Origin of the sequence: Arthrobacter sp. ov118, assembly GCF_900116495.1 — a bacterium.
Lineage (GTDB): Bacteria > Actinomycetota > Actinomycetes > Actinomycetales > Micrococcaceae > Arthrobacter.
The window spans coordinates 446,013-464,696 of record NZ_FPAY01000001.1 but is presented as its reverse complement, the minus strand read 5'-3'; the positions used below and the strand labels follow the sequence as shown (position 1 = coordinate 464,696).

The 18,684-nt window shown below is 65.7% G+C and carries 12 protein-coding genes and 2 tRNA genes; 9 read left to right on the top strand and 5 right to left on the bottom strand.

The window, feature by feature from the left end; genetic code table 11:
- Window positions 1-26: 26 nt before the first annotated feature.
- From BM372_RS02135 to BM372_RS02125, 3 genes are all read left to right on the top strand, one after another.
- On the top strand, window positions 27-548 hold the full coding sequence (locus BM372_RS02135) for a winged helix-turn-helix transcriptional regulator (RefSeq protein ID WP_090951158.1): 522 nt from the start codon (window positions 27-29) through the stop codon (window positions 546-548).
- Entirely contained in the window at window positions 545-1,909 is a 1,365-nt protein-coding gene (locus BM372_RS02130) for an MFS transporter (RefSeq protein ID WP_090951154.1), read from the top strand. The genes BM372_RS02135 and BM372_RS02130 overlap by 4 nt, the downstream gene beginning before the upstream one ends.
- Before the next feature lie 98 nt (window positions 1,910-2,007).
- Window positions 2,008-3,402: a glycosyltransferase 87 family protein gene (locus tag BM372_RS02125; RefSeq protein ID WP_256213991.1), complete on the top strand. Its 1,395-nt coding sequence runs from the start codon at window positions 2,008-2,010 to the stop codon at window positions 3,400-3,402.
- Here the strand turns inward: BM372_RS02125 and BM372_RS02120 are convergent, their stop codons facing one another.
- Window positions 3,403-3,780 carry a VOC family protein gene (locus BM372_RS02120; RefSeq protein WP_090952859.1) on the bottom strand — a complete coding sequence of 126 codons (378 nt, stop codon included), beginning with the start codon at window positions 3,778-3,780 and terminating at the stop codon, window positions 3,403-3,405.
- A 97-nt stretch (window positions 3,781-3,877) separates the two neighbouring features.
- Here BM372_RS02120 and BM372_RS02115 point away from each other — a divergent pair, with 97 nt between their 5' ends.
- Window positions 3,878-4,639 (top strand): SDR family oxidoreductase, encoded by a 762-nt coding sequence (locus tag BM372_RS02115; RefSeq protein ID WP_090951151.1) that lies wholly within the window; start codon window positions 3,878-3,880, stop codon window positions 4,637-4,639.
- A gap of 92 nt (window positions 4,640-4,731) precedes the next feature.
- Here BM372_RS02115 and BM372_RS02110 read toward each other — a convergent pair whose 3' ends face one another.
- Genes BM372_RS02110 through BM372_RS02095 form a run of 4 tightly spaced genes read right to left on the bottom strand, consistent with a single transcriptional unit; the run spans window position 4,732 to window position 9,348 of the window.
- Entirely contained in the window at window positions 4,732-5,922 is a 1,191-nt protein-coding gene (locus BM372_RS02110) for an acyl-CoA dehydrogenase family protein (protein WP_090951148.1), read from the bottom strand.
- Window positions 5,919-7,508: an APC family permease gene (locus BM372_RS02105; protein WP_090951145.1), complete on the bottom strand. Its 1,590-nt coding sequence runs from the start codon at window positions 7,506-7,508 to the stop codon at window positions 5,919-5,921. The genes BM372_RS02110 and BM372_RS02105 overlap by 4 nt, the downstream gene beginning before the upstream one ends.
- Window positions 7,505-8,725, bottom strand: a complete 1,221-nt coding sequence (locus BM372_RS02100; RefSeq protein ID WP_090951142.1) for a glutathionylspermidine synthase family protein — start codon at window positions 8,723-8,725, stop codon at window positions 7,505-7,507. Before BM372_RS02100 ends, BM372_RS02105 begins: the two co-directional genes overlap by 4 nt.
- 2 nt (window positions 8,726-8,727) lie before the next feature.
- On the bottom strand, window positions 8,728-9,348 hold the full coding sequence (locus tag BM372_RS02095) for a Tat pathway signal protein (protein WP_090951139.1): 621 nt from the start codon (window positions 9,346-9,348) through the stop codon (window positions 8,728-8,730).
- 186 nt (window positions 9,349-9,534) lie between these two features.
- On the opposite strand from BM372_RS02095, the gene BM372_RS02090 reads away from it, so the two are divergent.
- From BM372_RS02090 to BM372_RS02070, 5 genes are all read left to right on the top strand, one after another.
- Window positions 9,535-10,188 (top strand): MOSC domain-containing protein, encoded by a 654-nt coding sequence (locus tag BM372_RS02090; protein ID WP_090951133.1) that lies wholly within the window; start codon window positions 9,535-9,537, stop codon window positions 10,186-10,188.
- A 391-nt stretch (window positions 10,189-10,579) separates the two neighbouring features.
- A complete protein-coding gene (locus BM372_RS02085) occupies window positions 10,580-12,703 on the top strand; it encodes a DEAD/DEAH box helicase (protein WP_090951131.1) in 2,124 nt (707 codons plus the stop codon).
- 252 nt (window positions 12,704-12,955) lie between these two features.
- A tRNA-Thr gene (locus BM372_RS02080) sits at window positions 12,956-13,027 on the top strand.
- 62 nt (window positions 13,028-13,089) lie between these two features.
- Window positions 13,090-13,163 (top strand) — tRNA-Met (locus BM372_RS02075).
- A 582-nt stretch (window positions 13,164-13,745) separates the two neighbouring features.
- The gene (locus tag BM372_RS02070) at window positions 13,746-18,641 is read left to right on the top strand and encodes a DEAD/DEAH box helicase (RefSeq protein WP_218160835.1); all 4,896 of its coding nucleotides are present in this window, start codon (window positions 13,746-13,748) and stop codon (window positions 18,639-18,641) included.
- Window positions 18,642-18,684: the final 43 nt, after the last annotated feature.

The window sequence follows — 18,684 nt, the reverse complement described above, 5'->3', positions numbered from 1 at the left end:
CTAAGAGAGTCAGCTAGGGTGGCCGCATGGCACTTCGATCCGACTGGTCCCAGCGGACCTGCAGCATGGCCCGCGGCCTCGACATCCTCGGCGATCCCTGGAGCATGCTGGTCCTGCGGGAAGTGTTCTTCGGCAACGGCCGCTTCGAGGCCATGAAGGCCCGCCTCGGGGCGGCCGATTCCGTCCTCACCCGGCGGCTCGCCGGGCTCGTGGAGGCCGGCCTCCTCACCCGGCGGCCCTACGACGACGGCGGCCGCACCCGGCAGGAATACGTCCTCACCCCCAAGGGCGAAGACGCGCTCCCGGTGCTCAACGCCGTCGTCATCTGGGCCGAAAAGCACCTCCCGGCTCCTTCCGGGCAGGCTCACATGTTCGTCATCCACAGCGGCTGCGGGGAGAGGACTTCCTCGGCGGATACGTGTTCGGCCTGCGGGGAACCGCTGACGGCCGCCAACACGAGCTGGCACAGCCTCACCCGCACCGCGGACCCCGTGCCCCTGGCCTCGGCCGGCACCGGGACCCCTGTCCAGAACGGAACCGCCGCATGAGCGCCCCCGAAACCACGCAGACCCCCGCACCGGTCCGCCGCCGCATCCACCCGGCGTGGACTGTCGCCGCCGTGGCTTTCCTCGCGCTCGTCGGCGCCGCCGGGTTCCGGGCAGCGCCGGGCGTGCTGATGGTGCCGCTGCAGGACGAGTTCGGCTGGTCCACCACCGTGCTCTCTGCCGCGGTCAGCATCAACCTCGTGCTCTTCGGGCTCACGGCACCGTTCGCGGCAGCCCTGATGGAACGCTTCGGCATCCGCGCCGTCACGGCCGTGGCCCTCGTGCTGATCGGCGCCGGCAGCGCCCTGACGGTCTTCGTCACCCAGTCCTGGCAGATCCTGCTGACCTGGGGGCTGCTGATCGGGCTCGGCACCGGGTCCATGGCCCTGGTCTTCGCCGCCACCATCGCCAACACCTGGTTCGCCAAGAGCCGCGGCCTGGTGATCGGCATCCTCACCGCCGGCAGTGCCGCCGGGCAGCTCGTGTTCCTGCCCTTCATTGCGGTCCTGGCCCAGGACTCGGGGTGGCGGCAGGCCTCGCTCCTCATCGCCGCCGGCGCGTTCGCCGTGGTGCCGCTCGTGCTGATGTTCCTGAAGAACTCCCCGGCCGACGTCGGCGTGCTGCCGTACGGGGCCACGCCGGCCGCCGTCGCCGGGCCCGCTGACCCGGCGCCGACGGAGCCGGTCTCCGCGGAACCGGCCTCGGCGGATCGGGCCTCGGCGGAGCCGCGCCGCAACGCGGCCGTCCGGGCCCTGCAGGTGCTCAAACGCGCCAGCAAGGTCCGTACCTTCTGGGCCCTCGTGGCCGGGTTCGCGATCTGCGGCGCAACCACCAACGGGCTGATCGGCACCCACTTCATCCCCTCCGCCCATGACCACGGCATGCCGGAGACCACCGCGGCAGGCCTGCTCGCCGTCGTCGGCATCTTCGACATCGCCGGCACCATCGCTTCCGGCTGGCTCACGGACCGCTTCAACCCCCGGATCCTGCTGGCCGTGTACTACCAGTTCCGCGGGATCGGGCTGCTGGTCCTGCCGCTGCTGCTCAGCGCCACGGTTCAGCCCAGCATGATCGTGTTCGTGGTCATCTACGGCCTGGACTGGGTTGCCACGGTGCCGCCGACCGCCGCCATCTGCCGCCAGGTGTTCGGCGCCGACGGCAGCGTTGTGTTCGGCTGGGTGTTCGCGGCCCACCAGCTCGGTGCGGCGGCCGCCGCCCTGGCTGCCGGCGCCATCCGTGACGCCACCGGACAGTACACCTACGCCTGGTTTGCAGCCGCTGCCATGTGCACGATCGCCGCCGTCATCAGCGCAACCATCCGCAAGCACGCCCGGGAAACGGACACGGTCCCGGTTCCGGCTTAGCTGTTCTGTAGACTGACCGACAGCGAGGGCGCGTTTCGCCGCCCGGACGAAACCGACCAGCGGCCAGCGTCTACACCAGCAGCCCGATCGGGGAAAACATGTCAGTGCTCGATTCCGAAGACAGCCACGCGCAGCCGACCACCGCCGGGACCGCCCCCGTGCCGCAACGGCGCGTTCCGAAGTTGCCCGTTCCGGAGTTGCCCATGCCGAAGTCGGCCGTGGGAACGCTAGCCTGGCTCTCCGCCGGTGCGGTGGTCGTTGCCGTCGGCTACTTCATCTGGATGTCGCTGGGCGTCTGGGGCAAAGAGGGCCTGGACTTCAGCGTCTACTGGTACGCCGGGAAAATCCTCAATGACGCCGGGGCGGCGCCGTCGGGCCTGTACGCGGGAAATGTGGACTGGGCCGGCGGACCGGCGCTGAAGTTCACCTATCCGCCCTTCGCCGCCGTGCTGTTCAGCCAGCTGGCCCGGCTGCCCCAAGCGACCGCCCTGGCCTTGTTCAACGCCACGGGCGCGATCGTGGCGGTCCTGGCCGCCGTCCGCACGGTCCGCTACTGGAACGCCAAAGGCGATTGGCGCGCCACCTTCCGGTCCCCGGGCAACTGCTGGGCCGCCGCGGTGCTGGTCCTGGCGGTGCTGAATCTCGGCCCGTGGCGGGAGACCCTGATGTTCGGCCAGATCAATGTCCTACTCATGGGCCTCATGGCCGCGGATCTGCTGGCCCGCAACCGGCGCTGGACCCGCGGCTTCCCGGGCAGCGGCTTCCTGGTGGGCGTCGCCGCAGGCATCAAACTCACGCCCCTGGCGTTCGGCCTGTACTACCTGGTCCGCAAGGACTGGCGTGGACTGCTCAACATGGCCGCCGGCTTCACCGCCACGGTGGTACTCGGCTGGCTGCTGCGTCCCGTCGAGTCCGTGCAGTTTTGGTTCGAGATGCTGCCGGACACGTCCCGTCTGGGCGGAGCGGGCTATGTGGACAACCTGTCCCTCAAGGGTGCGCTGCTGCACTTCGGCGTCCCGGAAGCCTCCGTCACAGTGCCGTGGCTGGTGCTGAGCCTGATGGTGGTGGCCCTGGGGGCAAGCGTCATCAAGGCCGCCAGCGATCAGGGTGCCCGGGTCGTCGCGGTGTCGGCGACGGCGCTCACCATGCTGCTGGTCAGCCCCGTGTCGTGGTCCCACCACTGGGTCTGGGTCGCCGCGGTTTTTCCGGCCTTCGCCTGGACCCTGCGGGAAACTCCGCGCCGCTACGCCCGGATGCGCTGGACGATGGGCGGGGCGCTGGGCATTTCACTCCTGGTGTTCCTGTTCTCGCCGAAGACCATCGGCAAAGCCCTGGGCGCGGAAAACCTCGATATCCAGACGCCCGGCCTCTGGATATCGGCCTCCAGCGCCGGGGTCTTCTGCGCCGTGGCGCTCCTGGCGTGCTGGCTCATCGCCCTGCGGCGCAACTCCGTGGCGCCGGAACTTGAGCTTGCCTCCTCAGCTGCGCCCTGATTAGGGCTCAAGCCGCTTGCGCAGGAGGCAGAACTCGTTGCCCTCAGGGTCGGCCAGGACGTGCCATTGCTCGTCGCCGGTCTGCCCCACGTCGGCGGGACGGGCGCCGAGGGCGAGCAACCGTTCCAGCTCGGCATCCTGGTCCCGGTCGACGGGGTTGACGTCGATATGCAGGGGGAGCTTTCCGGTCCGCGGGTCGCTGCTGGGGCTCAGGATGATGGTGGGCTGGAGGCCGCCGAACCCGGCGTCGGGCGGGCCGATCTCGATCGCCCCATCCTCCCGGTCGAGCTCGACGTAGCCCAGGACCGCACTCCAGAACCGTGCGAGCCGTTCGGGGTCGGCGCAGTTGAGGACCAGTTCGCTGATACGGGATGTCATGAAGCTCAGTGTACGAAAGACGCACGGCACGAATGCCGTCACAGCACGTGCCGAAAGCTCACCGGAGCCGCTGCCGCCCGAGACTAGGCTGGTCGGCATGAGCTCCTCCTCGCCCCGCAAGACCGCCCTCGTCACCGGAGTCGGCCGGCTCGCCGGAATCGGCGCCGGCATCGCGCGCCGCCTCGCCGCCGACGGCTGGGACCTCGTACTGACCTCCTGGCAGGACTACGATGCCCGGATGCCGTGGGGCGTCCAGCCGGACGACGTCGAACGCCTCACCGCCGAGCTGCAGGCGATCGGTGCCGCCGTCGTGGCACTGCCGGCAGATTTCGAAGATCCGCACGCCGTGGACCGGCTGATGGCCGCTGCCGCGGCCGAAGCCGGAACCCTGCAAGCTCTGGTCCTCAGCCATGCCGAATCCGTGGACTCCGGCATCCTGGACACCACCCTGGAGAGCTTCGACCGGCACTTCGCGGTCAACACCCGCGCCAGCTGGCAGCTGATTGCCGCCTTTGCCCGGCAGGCTGGTCCCGACGGCGGGGCCATCGTGGCCCTGACCAGTGACCATACCGCCTACAACGTGCCCTACGGAGCATCGAAGGGCGCGCTGGACCGGATCGTGATCGCGGCGGCGCGGGAGCTCGGCCCGCTGGGCATCAGCGCCAACGTCCTTAACCCGGGGCCGGTCGACACGGGCTGGATGGACGACACGCTCCGGAGCGAGCTGGGCAGGCGGCAGCCCGGCGGGCGGCTGGGCACTCCGGCCGACGTGGCCGGAACGGCGGCGTTCCTGCTTTCGCCCGAGGGCCGCTGGGTGTCCGGACAGCTGGTCAAGGCCGACGGCGGCTTCTCCGCCTAAGCCCGCGGAACTTCTACCCGGTACCCCGCCGAGATGGCATTTCACGGCTATGTCTTCACGGCACTGCCGTGAAGTGCCATCTCGGGGCAGAGCTAGCGGAAGGCGGGGAGTCCCGTGATGTGCTGGCCCAGGACTAGGGTGTGAACCTCGTCGGTGCCCTCGTAGGTGCGGACGGATTCGAGGTTGGCGGCGTGCCGCAGCGGGGAATAGTCCAAGGTGATGCCGTTGCCGCCAAGGATCGTGCGGGCCTCCCGGGCAATGGCGAGCGCCTCCCGCACGTTATTCAGCTTGCCGAGCGAGATCTGCTCCGGGCGCAGCGTACCGGCGTCCTTGAGCCGGCCCAGGTGCAAGGCCAGCAGGGTACCCTTCTGGATTTCCAGGAGCATGTTCACCAGTTTTTCCTGGGTCAGCTGGTATCCGGCCAGCGGCTTGCCGAACTGCAACCGCTCCTGGGCATAGGCGAGGGCGGCCTCGTAGGAATCCCGGGCAGCGCCCATCGCGCCCCACGCGATGCCGTACCGGGCCTCGTTGAGGCAGGTGAAGGGGCCCCGCAGTCCCTGAGCCGCCGGCAGCAGCGCCTCCGGGCCGAGGCGCACGCTGTCGAAGGTGATGTCGCACTGGATGGAGGCGCGCATCGAGAGCTTCTGCCCGATCGGCGTCGCGGTGACGCCCGGGGTGCCGGCGGGGACAAGGAAACCGCGCACGCCGTCGTCGGTTCTGGCCCACACCACCAGGACCCCGGCCACCGACGCGAGCCCGATCCAGCGTTTGGCGCCGTCCAGGATCCAGCCGGCGTCCTCGCCGGAGCCGTCCCGGCGGGCGAAGGTCTGCATCGAGGCAGGGTCCGAGCCGGCGGTGGGTTCGGTCAGGGCAAAAGCCCCGATCAGCTCGCCGGCGGCCATCCGGGGGAGCCACTCCTGCTTCTGGTCTTCGGAGCCCCACTTGTGGATGGCCGTCATGGCGAGGGAGCCCTGCACGGAGACAAACGTGCGGATGCCGGAATCCCCGGCCTCGAGCTCCATGGCGGCGAGGCCGTATTCGACGGCGGACCGGCCGGGGCAGCCGTAGCCCTCCAGATGCATGCCCAGCACGCCGAGTTCACCCAGTTCCGGGGCAAGCTCGAGCGGGAACTCGGCGTCCTCGAACCAGCCAGCGATCCCCGGACGTATCCGCTGGTCGGTGAAGTCGCGAACCCGCTCGCGCACGGCCAGTTCGCCGGCGCTCAGGAGCGAATCGATTGCGAGGACATCGGAAACATCGGAAGCTGCGGCGGCGTTGCTCATGGGAGCATCCTATGGCCGCTTCCGCCGGGGTGCGCCGGGCCGGGCTGCTGCGCAGGGCTCTGGTGCGCCGGGCCGCTTCCGCCGGGGTGCGCCGGGGCGGGCTGCTGCAGGAAGTACCCCCGGGTTGACGGCGCGAACCGGCAGACGACGGCCAGCACCGCGCCCAGCGCCAGCAGCACCACCCCGCTGGCGAACGCGCCGCCGACGCCGAAGATCTGCGTGTCGCCGTAGCCCGGATCCCACATCTGCACCGCCGAGACGACGAAGGCCGCGGTCAGCAGGAGGGCCCCGAGCAGGGGCAGGATCCCGCGGAACCACAAGTTGCGGGCCGAACTGCGAAGGGTGGCGCGGAAGTACCAGACGCAGGCGAAGCCGGTCAGGGCGTAGTAGAAGGCGATGAAAAGGCTGATCGAGCTGATGGAGTCCGCCAGCAGGTTTTCGCTGAAAACGCTCATCAGCACGTAGTAGCCGATGGCGGCTGCCCCCATGATCTGGGTGGAGAAACCAGGCGTCTGGTTGCGCGGGTGGACTGTGCCGAACTTCGGCGGGATGGCCCCGTGCACGGCCATAGACAGGGTGCCGCGGGCAGTGGGGAGAATGGTGGTCTGGGTCGAGGACAGCACGGAGGCCAGCACCGCGACGACGATCAGCCAGCCCCAGGGGCCCAGCACCGTATCCTTCATGGCGAGGAAGACATCGCCTTGGTTCGCCTCGTTTCCGAGGCCGATTCCTTCCGTGCCCACCGAGGCGTACATCATCACCAGCAGGGCCATCGAGACGTAGATGGCCACCAGCACGAACGCCGAAATGACCGCACCACGGCCGGGGGTGGTGGCCGGGTTCTCCGTCTCCTCGTTCACCGCAAGGCAGGTGTCCCAGCCCCAGTAGATGAACAGGGCAAGCAGGGCTCCGTGCACGGCGGCGCCCGGATCGGCGAACGCGCCGGCGGGGTTGAACCATTCGGCGTCGAAGGCCTGGCCCGCGGCCCCGCCGGGTACACCACCGGCGATCCGGAACACGAGGGCCACCGCGAAGATGCCGAGCGAGACGTACTGCACGTAGGTCAGGACGCGCTGGACGTGCTCCCCGAGCCGGATGCCGCGGTAGTTCACGAACGTCATCAGGGCGATGAACAGCACCCCGGTGGCGGTGACGACCAGACTGTTGTGGGCCAGGGAACCGTCCCCGACCAGCAGCCACAGGTACTGCCCGGCCACCTGCGCCAGGTTGGCAAGGACCACGACGCCGGCCAGGGCGACGCCCCAGCCGCCCAGCCAGCCGGCCCACGGGCCGAAGGCGTTGCGGGCCCAGATAAACGTGGTCCCGCAGTCCGGCAGGGCGCTGTTCAATTCGCGGAAGGCGTAGGCGATGAAGAGCACGGGCACGAAGCCCAGGACAAGGATCAGGGGAGTGTAGGTGCCGTTGACGGCCACGATCAGGCCCAGGGTCGCCGCGAGGGAGTAGACCGGCGCGGTGGAGGCCAGCCCCAGCATGACGGAATCACCGAGGTCCAGGATTCCGGCCCGCAGCCCCTTGGCCGGAGTGGGTGCCGGGCTGCCGGCCGCCGTCGTGGTTTGGGCGCTCATAGGGCGATACCTGCCTTGCCGGAGTCGGACTGACGTGAGGTGGTGAATTCGGGAGCCGGAGCGTCGATCGTGTTGGGGACAAACCGGCAGAAGTAGTCGGTAACGGGGCCGTCGGATTCGCGGATGCCGCAACCGACCGATTCGCCGTCGACCACCCACAGTCCGAGCACCGGGCGGTTGCCGTCGAAGTCGGGCAGGGCCTGGAACTGCTGGTAGCACCAGCCTTCCCGGCCGTAGTCGCCGGGCTGTTCAAGCTCGATGCCGGGCGCGTGGATCCTGATGTTGTCCCCTTCCCGCCCGTGCAGCGGCTTGGCCACCCAGTCCGCAAGCGGGCCCGGCCCGTCCAGGTAAGCGGGCAGGAGGTTGGGGTGGTCCGGGTAGAGGTGCCACAGTGCCGCGAGCAGGGCCTTGTTGGACAGGAGCATCTTCCAGGCAGGCTCGACCCAGCGCGGATTGTGGGCGCGCTGGAGCAGCCGCTGCCCGAACGGCTCCTTCATCATCACTTCCCACGGGTAGAGCTTGAACATGGTGCTGATCAGAAAGTTGTCCAGGTCCACGAAACGGTTGAGGTTGGGGTCCCAGCCGATGTCCGACATGTTGATGCCGATGGTGGTCCAGCCGGCCTGGCTGGCGACATCGCGCATGTAGGCCGCCGTCATCCAATCCTCGCCGGACTGCTCCGCCTCGGAGTGGGCGACGTGGAGGGTGCTCATGCCGGTGCGGTACTGCAGCTTCTTCCACTGCCGGATGAGCGCCTCATGGATGCCGTTCCACTGGTCCTTGTCCGGAAACACGTCCTGCAGCCAGAACCACTGGGCGACGGCGGCCTCGATGAGTCCGGTGGGCGTGTCGGCGTTGTACTCGAGCATCTTGGCCGGGCCGCCCTGGCCGTCGTAGACGAAGTCAAAGCGGCCGTACACGTCCACGTCACCGGCCTGCAGTGATTGGGCCGCCAGTTCGAGTGCCTGCGGCCCGATCCCGATGGTGCCCATCGCGCCGGTCGCGAGGAACCTGGCGGCCTCGAGGCACATGCGGTGCATGTCCTCGGCGTTTTGTTCGAGGGTTTCCACCTCGGCCATCGTGAATTCGTAATACGCGGCCTCGTGCCAGTACTCGATATTCGTCCCGTCCGGCAGGGTGGTGGTGGAGAAGACCAGTCCCTGCTCTTCGATCCGCGCTTTCCAGTCCGGCCTCGGCTCGGATTGCAGTCGTTTCATCCCTAGCCTCCTATGCTTCCGCCCTTGGAGCTACCGCCGAAGCCGCCCCTGCTGACGGTGCCGCCCTTGGCGCTGTACCCCGTGGACGTCCGGGCGCCGGTGGGGACGGTTCTGGTGTAGCTGGGGTAACCGGAGCGGTTCTGGCCCACGCCGGGCACGCTGGCGCCACGGGAATAGAAGTACCAGGCGTAGATGCCGGAGCTGCGCCCGTCCGTGCTGCTGTTATCGCACCGGGTGTCCTCGACGCGCTCGCCGGTGTCGTCGTTGAAGCACACCTGGGCGTAGTCGGGTTCCTCGTTGCTGCTGGCCACCATGGCCGTGATGGTGCCGGCCAGGAGCGCCGTGACGCCCAGCCCGACGACGACGGTGCGGCGTTGCGAGCGCTTCTTCCGCACGGCCGCAGCGGCCAACTCTCGCTCCCGTTCGCGTTCGAACGGGTCAAAAATGGCGCCCGGCGCGCTATCCCCGGGTTCGCCGGGTTCGCCGTCCCCGGCGCGGGCGGGTTGACCGGGAAGGTTCTGCAGCTCGGGCCGGAGCTCAGGTTTGGGCACCTGCCACGGCGGAGGCTTCGGCTCGCCGCCCCTAGTGGGCTGTTCCTTGCCCTCGTGCCCGTGCTGATCCATGCGCTCCCCCCTGATTCCGCCCGATGACCCGCCGTGCAATCCGCGCAGCGGCCGCTGCCTGCCAAGGCGGTTCTGAAATTTGATGCCAGCCTAACCGGACTACCGGCTGCAGGCAGCAATTATGGCCGGGAATGGGCCGGGGCTTTGCTTTCCCGCCCCGGCGGGCCGCAGGCCTAGACTGGAGCCATGAAAACCGCATCTGTGCTTGCAGTCTGCCGGGTCCACCAGCTGCTCGCGGATCCCGGCAGCGTCGGCGTCACCGCGATCGACAAGCGCGCCGTGGACGGTCCGGTGCGGGTCCATAAACTGGGGTTGCACGGCGACATCCAGGCCAGCAGGATCCACCACGGCGGCGAGCACCAGGCCCTCTACGCGTACTCGCAGGATGACGCCGATTACTGGACTGCCGAGCTCGGCCGGGAGCTGCCGCCGGGCATCTTCGGTGAAAACCTGCGGATCACCGGGATCGACGCCTCCGAGGCCGTGATCGGCGAACGCTGGAAGCTCGGACTGGACGTCGAGGTTGAAGTCACGTCTCCGCGCGTCCCGTGCGCCACGTTCCAGCGGCGGATGGGGGAGCCGCACTGGGTCCAGAGGTTCACCGAGGCCGGGAAGGTGGGCACATACCTCCGTGTGGTCCGGACGGGAAGCATTGAGGCCGGGAACCACATCCACAGGATTTTTGTCCCCGCCCACGGCGTGACCATCGCCAAGTGGTTCAGCGACCCCACGTTGGAGGACATGGAGGCCCTGCGCGACGCCGACGCCGACGGCGAGATCCGCCTCCAGCCCGAGTATCACGAGCGCTTCGAGAAGCTGCAGCGCCGGCTCGGCGTCTAGGTTCCGGACACCGGTGTGCGCAAGCTCACCGGCCGACGTCGGGCCCTCAGTTACCGCCGTGCTGATCCATGGCCTATGATTGAACTATCCCCCACTCCGGAAATCCCTTATTCCTGCCCAATTCTTGAGGCAGGACTGGCAAGTGTTGGGGCCCGCAAATTGTGTTGCGGGCATTTTCATAGGGAGAGCCGGCAAAAGAAAACGCTGTACAGACTGCTGGGATAGCAGCCAAGAGATGCAGCGGGAAGTCCTGCCATGGGATTGCGAAAGCGCCGGACTTCTATGTGACCCGCCGGTCAACGTACGCCCGGCAGCTCGTGTCACGCGTACTGCGGCTCCGCTCACCTCGGGTTGTGCCGCTTGGCCCCTATGGATGAGGAAGAAATCCCCTATGCCCGAAAACCAGAACAGCTCCGAAACGACCGAGACCGCCGCCGTCGTCGAGACTTCTGAAGCGGCTGCCCCCGCAGCCGGCTCCGCCCCGGAATTCACCGAGGCTCCTGCCATCACCGAGGCCCCGGCTGCCGCCGAGGCCGCTGGCACCGACCCCAAGGCTGACACGAAGCCTGCCCAGTCCAAGAACGAGGAGTCCAAGGCTGAGGACGCCGAGGATGAGGGCGTCAAGTTCGTCGACCTCGGCATCGACGGCCGCGTCCTGGCCGCCCTGCAGGACGTCGGCTACGAGAAGCCGTCCCCGATCCAGGCAGCAACCATCCCGCTGCTGCTCGAAGGCCGCGACGTCGTGGGCCTGGCCCAGACCGGCACCGGTAAGACTGCAGCATTCGCAGTACCGGCGCTGTCCCGCCTGGCCGAGCTCCACGACCTCAACGGCCCGTCCCGCAAGACGCAGGCCCTGGTGCTGGCCCCCACCCGCGAGCTCGCGCTCCAGGTTGCCGAGGCCTTCACCTCCTACGCCAAGCACATTGATGACTTCACCGTCCTCCCAGTTTATGGCGGCTCCGCCTACGGGCCCCAGCTGGCCGGCCTGCGCCGCGGCGCCCAGGTTGTTGTCGGTACCCCCGGCCGCGTCATCGACCACATTGCCAAGGGGTCCCTGGACCTTTCCGAACTCCAGTACCTCGTGCTGGATGAGGCCGACGAAATGCTCCGCATGGGCTTCGCCGAAGACGTTGAGCAGATCTTCCAGCAGACCCCTGAGAGTCGCCAGGTTGCTCTGTTCTCGGCCACCATGCCGAGCCAGATCCGCCGGATGTCCAAGCAGTACCTGAACAACCCCGCCGAGGTCCAGGTCAAGTCCAAGACCACGACCGGCGCCAACACCCGCCAGCGCTACCTGCAGGTCATGGGCCCGCACAAGCTCGACGCGATGACCCGCATCCTCGAGGTGGAAGAGTTCGACGGCGTCATCGCCTTCGTGCGCACCAAGATGGCCACCGAGGACCTCGCCGACAAGCTCCGCGCCCGCGGTTTCCAGGCAGCAGCCATTAACGGTGACATCCCGCAGCAGCAGCGTGAACGGACCGTTGATGCGCTGAAGGAAGGCCGCATCGACATCCTGGTGGCCACCGACGTCGCAGCCCGCGGCCTCGACGTGGAACGCATCAGCCACGTGGTCAACTACGACATCCCGCACGACACCGAGTCCTATGTGCACCGCATCGGCCGCACCGGCCGCGCGGGCCGTTCCGGCGACGCGATCCTGTTCATGACGCCGCGCGAGAAGTATCTGCTCCGTTCCATCGAGAAGGCCACCCGCCAGCCGGTGGAGCAGATGCACCTGCCCACCGCCGAAACCGTCAACACCCTGCGCCTCGGCAAGTTCGCCGAGAAGATTACCGAGACGCTCGAATCCGAGGACGTTGCGGCCTTCCGCGACCTCATCGCCTCCTACGAGGAAGAGCACAACGTGCCCGCCGCTGAGATCGCCGCCGCCCTGGCCGTGATGGCCCAGGGCGGACAGCCGCTGCTGGTCAAGGAACTCCCGGCAGCTCCGGAATTCCAGAAGCGCGAGCGCTCCAAGGACGGCTTCGGCTCCCGCGGCCCGACCCGCACCCTGACCGAGGGCAACGCCACCTACCGGATCGCCGTCGGACGCCGCCAGCGCGTCATGCCGGGTTCCATCGTCGGCGCCATTGCCAACGAAGGCGGCATCTCCTCGGCCCAGATCGGCGGCATCGACATCCGCTCGGACCACTCCCTCGTGGAGCTCCCGGCCGACCTGAGCCCCGATCAGCTGAAGGCCTTGTCCCGCACCCGGATCGGCGGCGAGCTGATCCACCTCGAGCTGGACAACGGCCGCAAGCCTTCCGGTGACCGCGGCGCCTACCAGGGAACCCGCGGTGGGGACCGTGGGGACCGCGGCGGCTACTCGGGCGGCAGCGGCAACTTCAAGGGCAACGGCGGCTTCAAGCGCGAATTCCGCAAGAACGACGGCGAGCGGTCTTCCGCGGACCGCGGCGGCCGCTCCTACAGCGAGCGTTCCGAGCGGAGCTTCGGCGCCGACACCCGCAAGCCCCGCCACGAAGGCGGCTTCAAGCCCCGCAACAAGTGGTAACCACTAGCTCCATCTGATAACTCCATCTGAGAACGGGCCGGCATCTGAGCCGGCCCGTTCTTGTTTAAGAATTCAAGCGGTCCGGCGCTGTGTTCGCTTCGTCACACCCCGTGCAAACGGCCCCCCGCGGCGCCCGATTCGGGCTTCCCAGGCGGCCCGAAAGCCCGGATTTCCGCCGCTTTCGGCGGCTCCGCCGTCGTGCGGGTGCCGATTTGTTGGTGGGCGAATCTTCCGGTAGAGTATTTACTCGTTGCCCCCCTAGCTCAGTGGTAGAGCGCGTTCTTGGTAAGAACGAGGTCACCGGATCGATTCCGGTGGGGGGCTCTGAATGAGGGCCTGTGTCAAGGCGGTTTTTGACCGGCTGAGCGCAGGTTTTCCTCATTTATGGCGGTGTAGCTCAGTTGGTTAGAGCGCACGACTCATAATCGTGAGGTCGGGAGATCGAGCCTCCCCACCGCTACAGGCAAGACCCCCGGAATCCTTGGAGATTCCGGGGGTTTTTCTGTGTGCAAGTAGAAGTGGGGATTCGGGCGCTTCCTTCAGAATCTCCTGAAATCCACCCCTTTCTCTAGGTGGTGGATGTTTTTTGGATGTTATGAACTGTCGCCGCTCAGTAGTGAACAGATCTGCACCGACTACCGCAGGGTCCGATCTGAGCGCCTCTTTGGACGCGCCGGGGTTGTTGAGCCTCGCGGGCTGTTCAGGCGCTCTGCGCAGCCGTGGGGCAGTGCCATCGGCTGCGACTAGCCCTCGCACTCATTGCAAGCGCTGGCTGGGGAAGAGCGAGAGTCGCATGGACAGTCAGCGGGCGCGAACGGACGCCCTTTACTTACCGAAGCGAAACTCGTCGTACTGGCCCGTAAGTCGGACGCCGGGCGATCGGGCTCCGTCATCGCTGCATGGTCCAGCCTTCAAATACCAATATGATCAGAAGCGCCGGCGTGGGCCGGCTTCCTATGCTTTCTCGTCTCTGGGGGCCTTTGTGTCGACTACTTTTGATCAGCTTCTTGATTCGTACCGCGATCTTGCGGATTCGGAACGGATGAAAGGCAGCTACCTCGAACAGCTGGTCGAGCAGTATCTGGAGAACGACGGTGTTCACGCACCTCAGTACACAGACGTGTGGCTGTGGCGCGACTGGCCGGACCGTCCGGAGAACTTCACCAACAAGGACAATGGCATCGACTTGGTTGCCGCCCGTACCGACGGTGGACTGACTGCCATCCAAGTGAAGTTTTACGCGCCTGGCTACAGGATCCAGAAGCACGACATTGACTCGTTCCTGTCAGCATCTTCGAAGAAGCCCTTCACGAACGCGGTCGTCGTGGACACCACCGAGGGTGACTGGTCAACCAACGCGTTGGAGATGCTCGAAAACAGGCACGTGCCTGTGCAGCGGATCGGTTTGAGCGACTTCCGGCACTCAAACATTGACTGGTCGACCTACGATCTGATGGCGCCCACAACGCCGAAGTTGTTCGACAAGAAGCAGCTGCGCCCACACCAGCACAAGGCGGTCCAGGCGGCGCTGAAAGGTTTCGAGGCCAATGACCGCGGCAAGCTGATCATGGCCTGCGGCACCGGAAAGACCTTCACGTCCTTGAAGCTGGCCGAGCGGATCGCCGAAGACTTGGGCCACGCCCGGATCCTGTTCATGGTGCCGTCCTTGGCGCTGATGTCCCAGTCGTTGAAGGAATGGTCAGACGAGACCGAGCAGCCCATGCACGCATACGCGGTGTGCTCGGACAATAAGGTCGGCCGCGTTAAGGACACCGACTTGACCGACGTCGCGCTCCACGACTTGCAGATTCCCGCCACGACAGACGGTGCTCGGCTCATTGAGGCCATGAACTCGCGCACCTTGGATGAGGGCATGACGGTGGTGTTCTCGACCTATCAGTCCATTGACGCCGTGCGTGCCGCCCAGCAGGCCGGGCTGCCCGACTTCGACCTGATCATTTGCGATGAGGCACACCGCACCACCGGCGCCACGCTGGCCGGTGACGGTGAGTCGCACTTCGTGAAGATCCACGACAACCACTGGATTTCCGGCACCAAGCGCGTCTACATGACCGCGACGCCGCGGATCTTCAACGACAACACGAAGGACGCCGCCCGGGAGAAGGACGCGGTCCTCTGCTCCATGGACGATCAGTCCATTTACGGGCCGGTGTTCTACCGGATCGGATTTGGTGAGGCCGTCGAGCAGAAGCTGCTGACCGACTACAAAGTGCTAGTGCTGGGCGTGGACGAGACGCAGGTGCGGACCACGTTCCAGGACCAGTTGGCCGACAGCAACAGCGAACTGAACATTGACGACATTGCCAAGCTCGTGGGTGTCTGGAACGGATTGGCCAAAAGGCGCGCCGGCGAGTTCCAGGACGGCTTCGGCCAGGACTGGCAGCCCATGCGCCGGGCAGTGGCGTTCAACCGCTCCATCAAGGCCTCACAGGTTATCGAGGCAGAGTTCCAAGACCTCACCCGCCTGCACCTCACTGACCTGACCAACGACGATCCGACTGATGACCTGCGGGTAGAGGTCAAGCACATCGACGGCGGCTTCAATGCCGTCCGTCGCGGGGAGCGGCTGGACTGGTTGAAGGAGGATGCTGACGTCATCCTGGTCGACGACCGGACCGCGCCGCGCAACGCCAACGGGTCGTGGCCGAAGAAGGAGCAGCCGACGTGCCGGATCCTGACCAACGCCCGCTGCCTCACCGAGGGTGTTGACGTCCCGTCGCTGGATGCGGTGCTGTTCATGAACCCGCGCAACTCCATGGTCGATGTGATCCAGGCCGTTGGCAGGGTTATGCGCAACCACGTGGACGCCGAGACCGGCGAGGTCAAGAAATTCGGCTACATCATCCTGCCGATCGCCATCCCGGAGGGCATGTCGACCTCAGAGGCACTGAGGGACAACAATCGCTACAAGGTGGTTTGGCAGGTGCTGCAGGCCCTCCGCGCCCATGACGAGCGCATGGACTCGTCCATCAACCAGATCGAGCTGAACAACAAGGCGCCCGAGTCCATCATCGTCGACAGGATCGACTTGGCGCCGAAGAAGAAAGACCCGGTTATCGACCCATCCCCTTCCCCGGATCCGGACGTGGAGCCCGGGCCAGGACCCGTGGGCCCGGGAACGCAGGAAACCCTGACGTTCCCGGTGGAGGAGTGGAAGGACTCCGTCTACGCGAAGATCGTCGACAAGTGCGGCAACCGCATGTACTGGGAGGACTGGTCCAAAGACATTGCCTCCATCGCCAAGAAGCACATCGATCTCATCAACGACCTGCTCGAAGACGCTGATCCGAGCCACCGGATAGCCTTCGACGGATTCGTCGCCGGCCTGCGGGAGAACCTGAACCCGGAGATCGACGACGCCCAGGCAGTGGAGATGCTCGCCCAGCACCTGGTCACCAAGCCGGTCTTTGACGCCATGTTTGCCGACTCGAACTTCACAGAGCACAACCCGGTCTCGCGGGCGATGCAGAACATTCTCGACAAACTCGGCTCAAACGCCGTGTTTGAGAAGGAAAGCAAAGGCCTGGAAAAGTTCTACGAGTCAGTCCGGGCGCGAGTGTCCAAGATCGACAATGCGGCGGCCAAGCAGGCCATCATCGTGGAGCTCTACGACAACTTCTTCCGCAACGCCTTCCCCCGCGTGGCAGATCGACTTGGCATCGTGTTCACCCCAGTGCCGGTTGTCGACTACATCCTGCGTTCTGCTGACGCGGCGCTGCGCCTGGAGTTCGGCAAGTCTCTGTCCGACGAGGGCGTCTCCATCCTCGAACCGTTTGTGGGCACTGGGACCTTCCTGACCAGGCTGCTGCAGATCGGGCTGATCAAACCTGGGGACCTGCACCGCAAGTACACGCAGGAGATGTTTGCGAACGAGATCGTGCTGCTCAGCTACTACATCGCCGCCATCAACGTCGAGACGGTCTATTCAGAGGTCGCAGCGGCTGCGGGCGCTGAGGCGGGGTACGTGCCGTTCGACGGGATCGCCCTGACGGATACTTTTCAGCTGAATGAAAGCGATGGCCAACTGGAGGCCACGGGAATCTTCCCCGAAAACCATGCCAGGGTCATCCGGCAGAAAAACCAAGACATCCGCGTCATCGTGATGAACCCGCCGTATTCTGCCGGCCAGTCGAGCGCGAATGACAACAACCAGAACCAGGCATATCCGGTCCTGGACGCATCCATCGCCGAGAGTTACGCCAAGCTTTCCACCGGAACGAACAAGAACAGCCTTTACGATTCATACATTCGCGGCATCCGCTGGGCTTCCAATCGCATCACGAACGACGGCGTCATCGCCTTCGTTTCCAACGGCAGCTTCATCGACGGCAACACCGCCGACGGCATCCGCAAAACCTTCGCCATCGAGTTCAGCAGGATCTTTGTCTACAACCTTCGGGGTAACCAGCGCACCTCGGGTGAGCAATCCCGCAAGGAAGGTGGCAAAGTCTTCGGCAGTGGCTCTCGTACCCAGGTGGCTATCTGTATTTTGATAAAGAAGTCGGCGAAGACCGGCCCGGCGGACATCCAGTACCGGGACATCGGCGATTACCTCACCCGCGAACAGAAGCTCGACATCCTCAGCATGGAGCAGTCCCTCGAAGGCACCGACTGGGAAGCTATCACCCCCAACGAACACGGTGACTGGGTCAACCACCGCGACGAGCGCTACGACGCCTTCCAGCCCATTGGTGACAAGACCACCAAAGGCAAACCCAGCACGCCCGGGATCTTCGAAAACTACTCCTCGGGATTGAAGACTAACCGCGATGCCTGGTGCTACAACTTCAGCCGTAGCGCCGGCGAGGCCAACGTGCGCCGCATGCTGAACACATACAACTCGGAGGTCACGCGCTACAAGGAGTCCGGGCTCAACCTAGATGATGCCGGAGTGCTCGGGTTCGTGGACCAAGACCCACTGGTAATCAGCTGGGATCGTTCGCTTCGTACGGAACTTCGACGGAAACGATCGCTAGAATTCGCGCCTGCAGCACTGAGGGGTTCGGCGTACCGCCCGTTCACGCGCCAGGTGATCTACTTCGCGAAGGAGTTGAACAACGACCAGAGCCAGCTGCCCAAGCTGTTCCCCACAGCCTCCCACCCCAACCTTGCCATCGTCATGCCTCAGGGCGGCTCTGCTGCGACATTCTCTGTCCTGATGAACGACACCGTTCCAGCGCTGACTCCAAACGGCGGCAACCAAGTCTTCAGCCTCTATACCTACGAACCCGCCTCAGCTGAAGCCCAAGGTGACCTGTTCGCTGCGGCCGATTCCGACGTCGTCGATGGTTATGTCCGCAAGGACAACATCACTGACGCGACGCTGACTGCTTACCGCAGCTTCTACGAAGACCCGGCTATCAGCAAAGAAGACATTTTCTACTACGTCTACGGCCTGCTTCACAGCCCCGCGTATAAGGAGCAGTACAGGGCGGACCTGATGAAGATGCTGCCGCGAATCCCCAAGGTCAAAGACTTCTGGGGCTTCAGCAAAGCCGGACGTGCCCTGTCGGACCTTCACCTGAACTACGAAACCGTCGAGCCATACGCACTCGACGAAATCGTGCAGGGCGAACCTATCGGCGACCTTTTCGAGTTCTACCGGGTGAACAAGTTGTCCTTCGGCGCCCGCAAGGACCACTCGCGGATTACTTATAACTCGCGGATCACGCTGGCCGGCATCCCGGACGAGGCCTTCGACTACCAGGTCAACGGCAAATCCGCCTTGGAATGGATCATCGACCGCTACCAGGTCACCACCCACAAGGACTCCCAGATCACCAACGATCCCAACGACTACTGCCGCGAAGTCGGCGACCCCCGCTACATCCTGGACCTGATCGAACGGATTGTCACGGTGTCGGTGGAGACGAATAGGATCGTGGCAGCGCTACCGGAACTCGAGATCTTGGAATAAGGAAAGGCACCGGGGGAGAGGCGAGATTGGCCAAGCTGAGACA

Bases quoted from the DNA above. Each gene is read 5' to 3' on its own strand.
- BM372_RS02135 (WP_090951158.1), top strand. From the start codon at position 27: ATGGCACTTCGATCCGACTGGTCCCAGCGGACCTGCAGCATGGCCCGC.
- BM372_RS02130 (WP_090951154.1), top strand. From the start codon at position 545: ATGAGCGCCCCCGAAACCACGCAGACCCCCGCACCGGTCCGCCGCCGC.
- BM372_RS02125 (WP_256213991.1), top strand. From the start codon at position 2,008: ATGTCAGTGCTCGATTCCGAAGACAGCCACGCGCAGCCGACCACCGCC.
- BM372_RS02120 (WP_090952859.1), bottom strand. From the start codon at position 3,780: ATGACATCCCGTATCAGCGAACTGGTCCTCAACTGCGCCGACCCCGAA.
- BM372_RS02115 (WP_090951151.1), top strand. From the start codon at position 3,878: ATGAGCTCCTCCTCGCCCCGCAAGACCGCCCTCGTCACCGGAGTCGGC.
- BM372_RS02110 (WP_090951148.1), bottom strand. From the start codon at position 5,922: ATGAGCAACGCCGCCGCAGCTTCCGATGTTTCCGATGTCCTCGCAATC.
- BM372_RS02105 (WP_090951145.1), bottom strand. From the start codon at position 7,508: ATGAGCGCCCAAACCACGACGGCGGCCGGCAGCCCGGCACCCACTCCG.
- BM372_RS02100 (WP_090951142.1), bottom strand. From the start codon at position 8,725: ATGAAACGACTGCAATCCGAGCCGAGGCCGGACTGGAAAGCGCGGATC.
- BM372_RS02095 (WP_090951139.1), bottom strand. From the start codon at position 9,348: ATGGATCAGCACGGGCACGAGGGCAAGGAACAGCCCACTAGGGGCGGC.
- BM372_RS02090 (WP_090951133.1), top strand. From the start codon at position 9,535: ATGAAAACCGCATCTGTGCTTGCAGTCTGCCGGGTCCACCAGCTGCTC.
- BM372_RS02085 (WP_090951131.1), top strand. From the start codon at position 10,580: ATGCCCGAAAACCAGAACAGCTCCGAAACGACCGAGACCGCCGCCGTC.
- BM372_RS02070 (WP_218160835.1), top strand. From the start codon at position 13,746: ATGAAAGGCAGCTACCTCGAACAGCTGGTCGAGCAGTATCTGGAGAAC.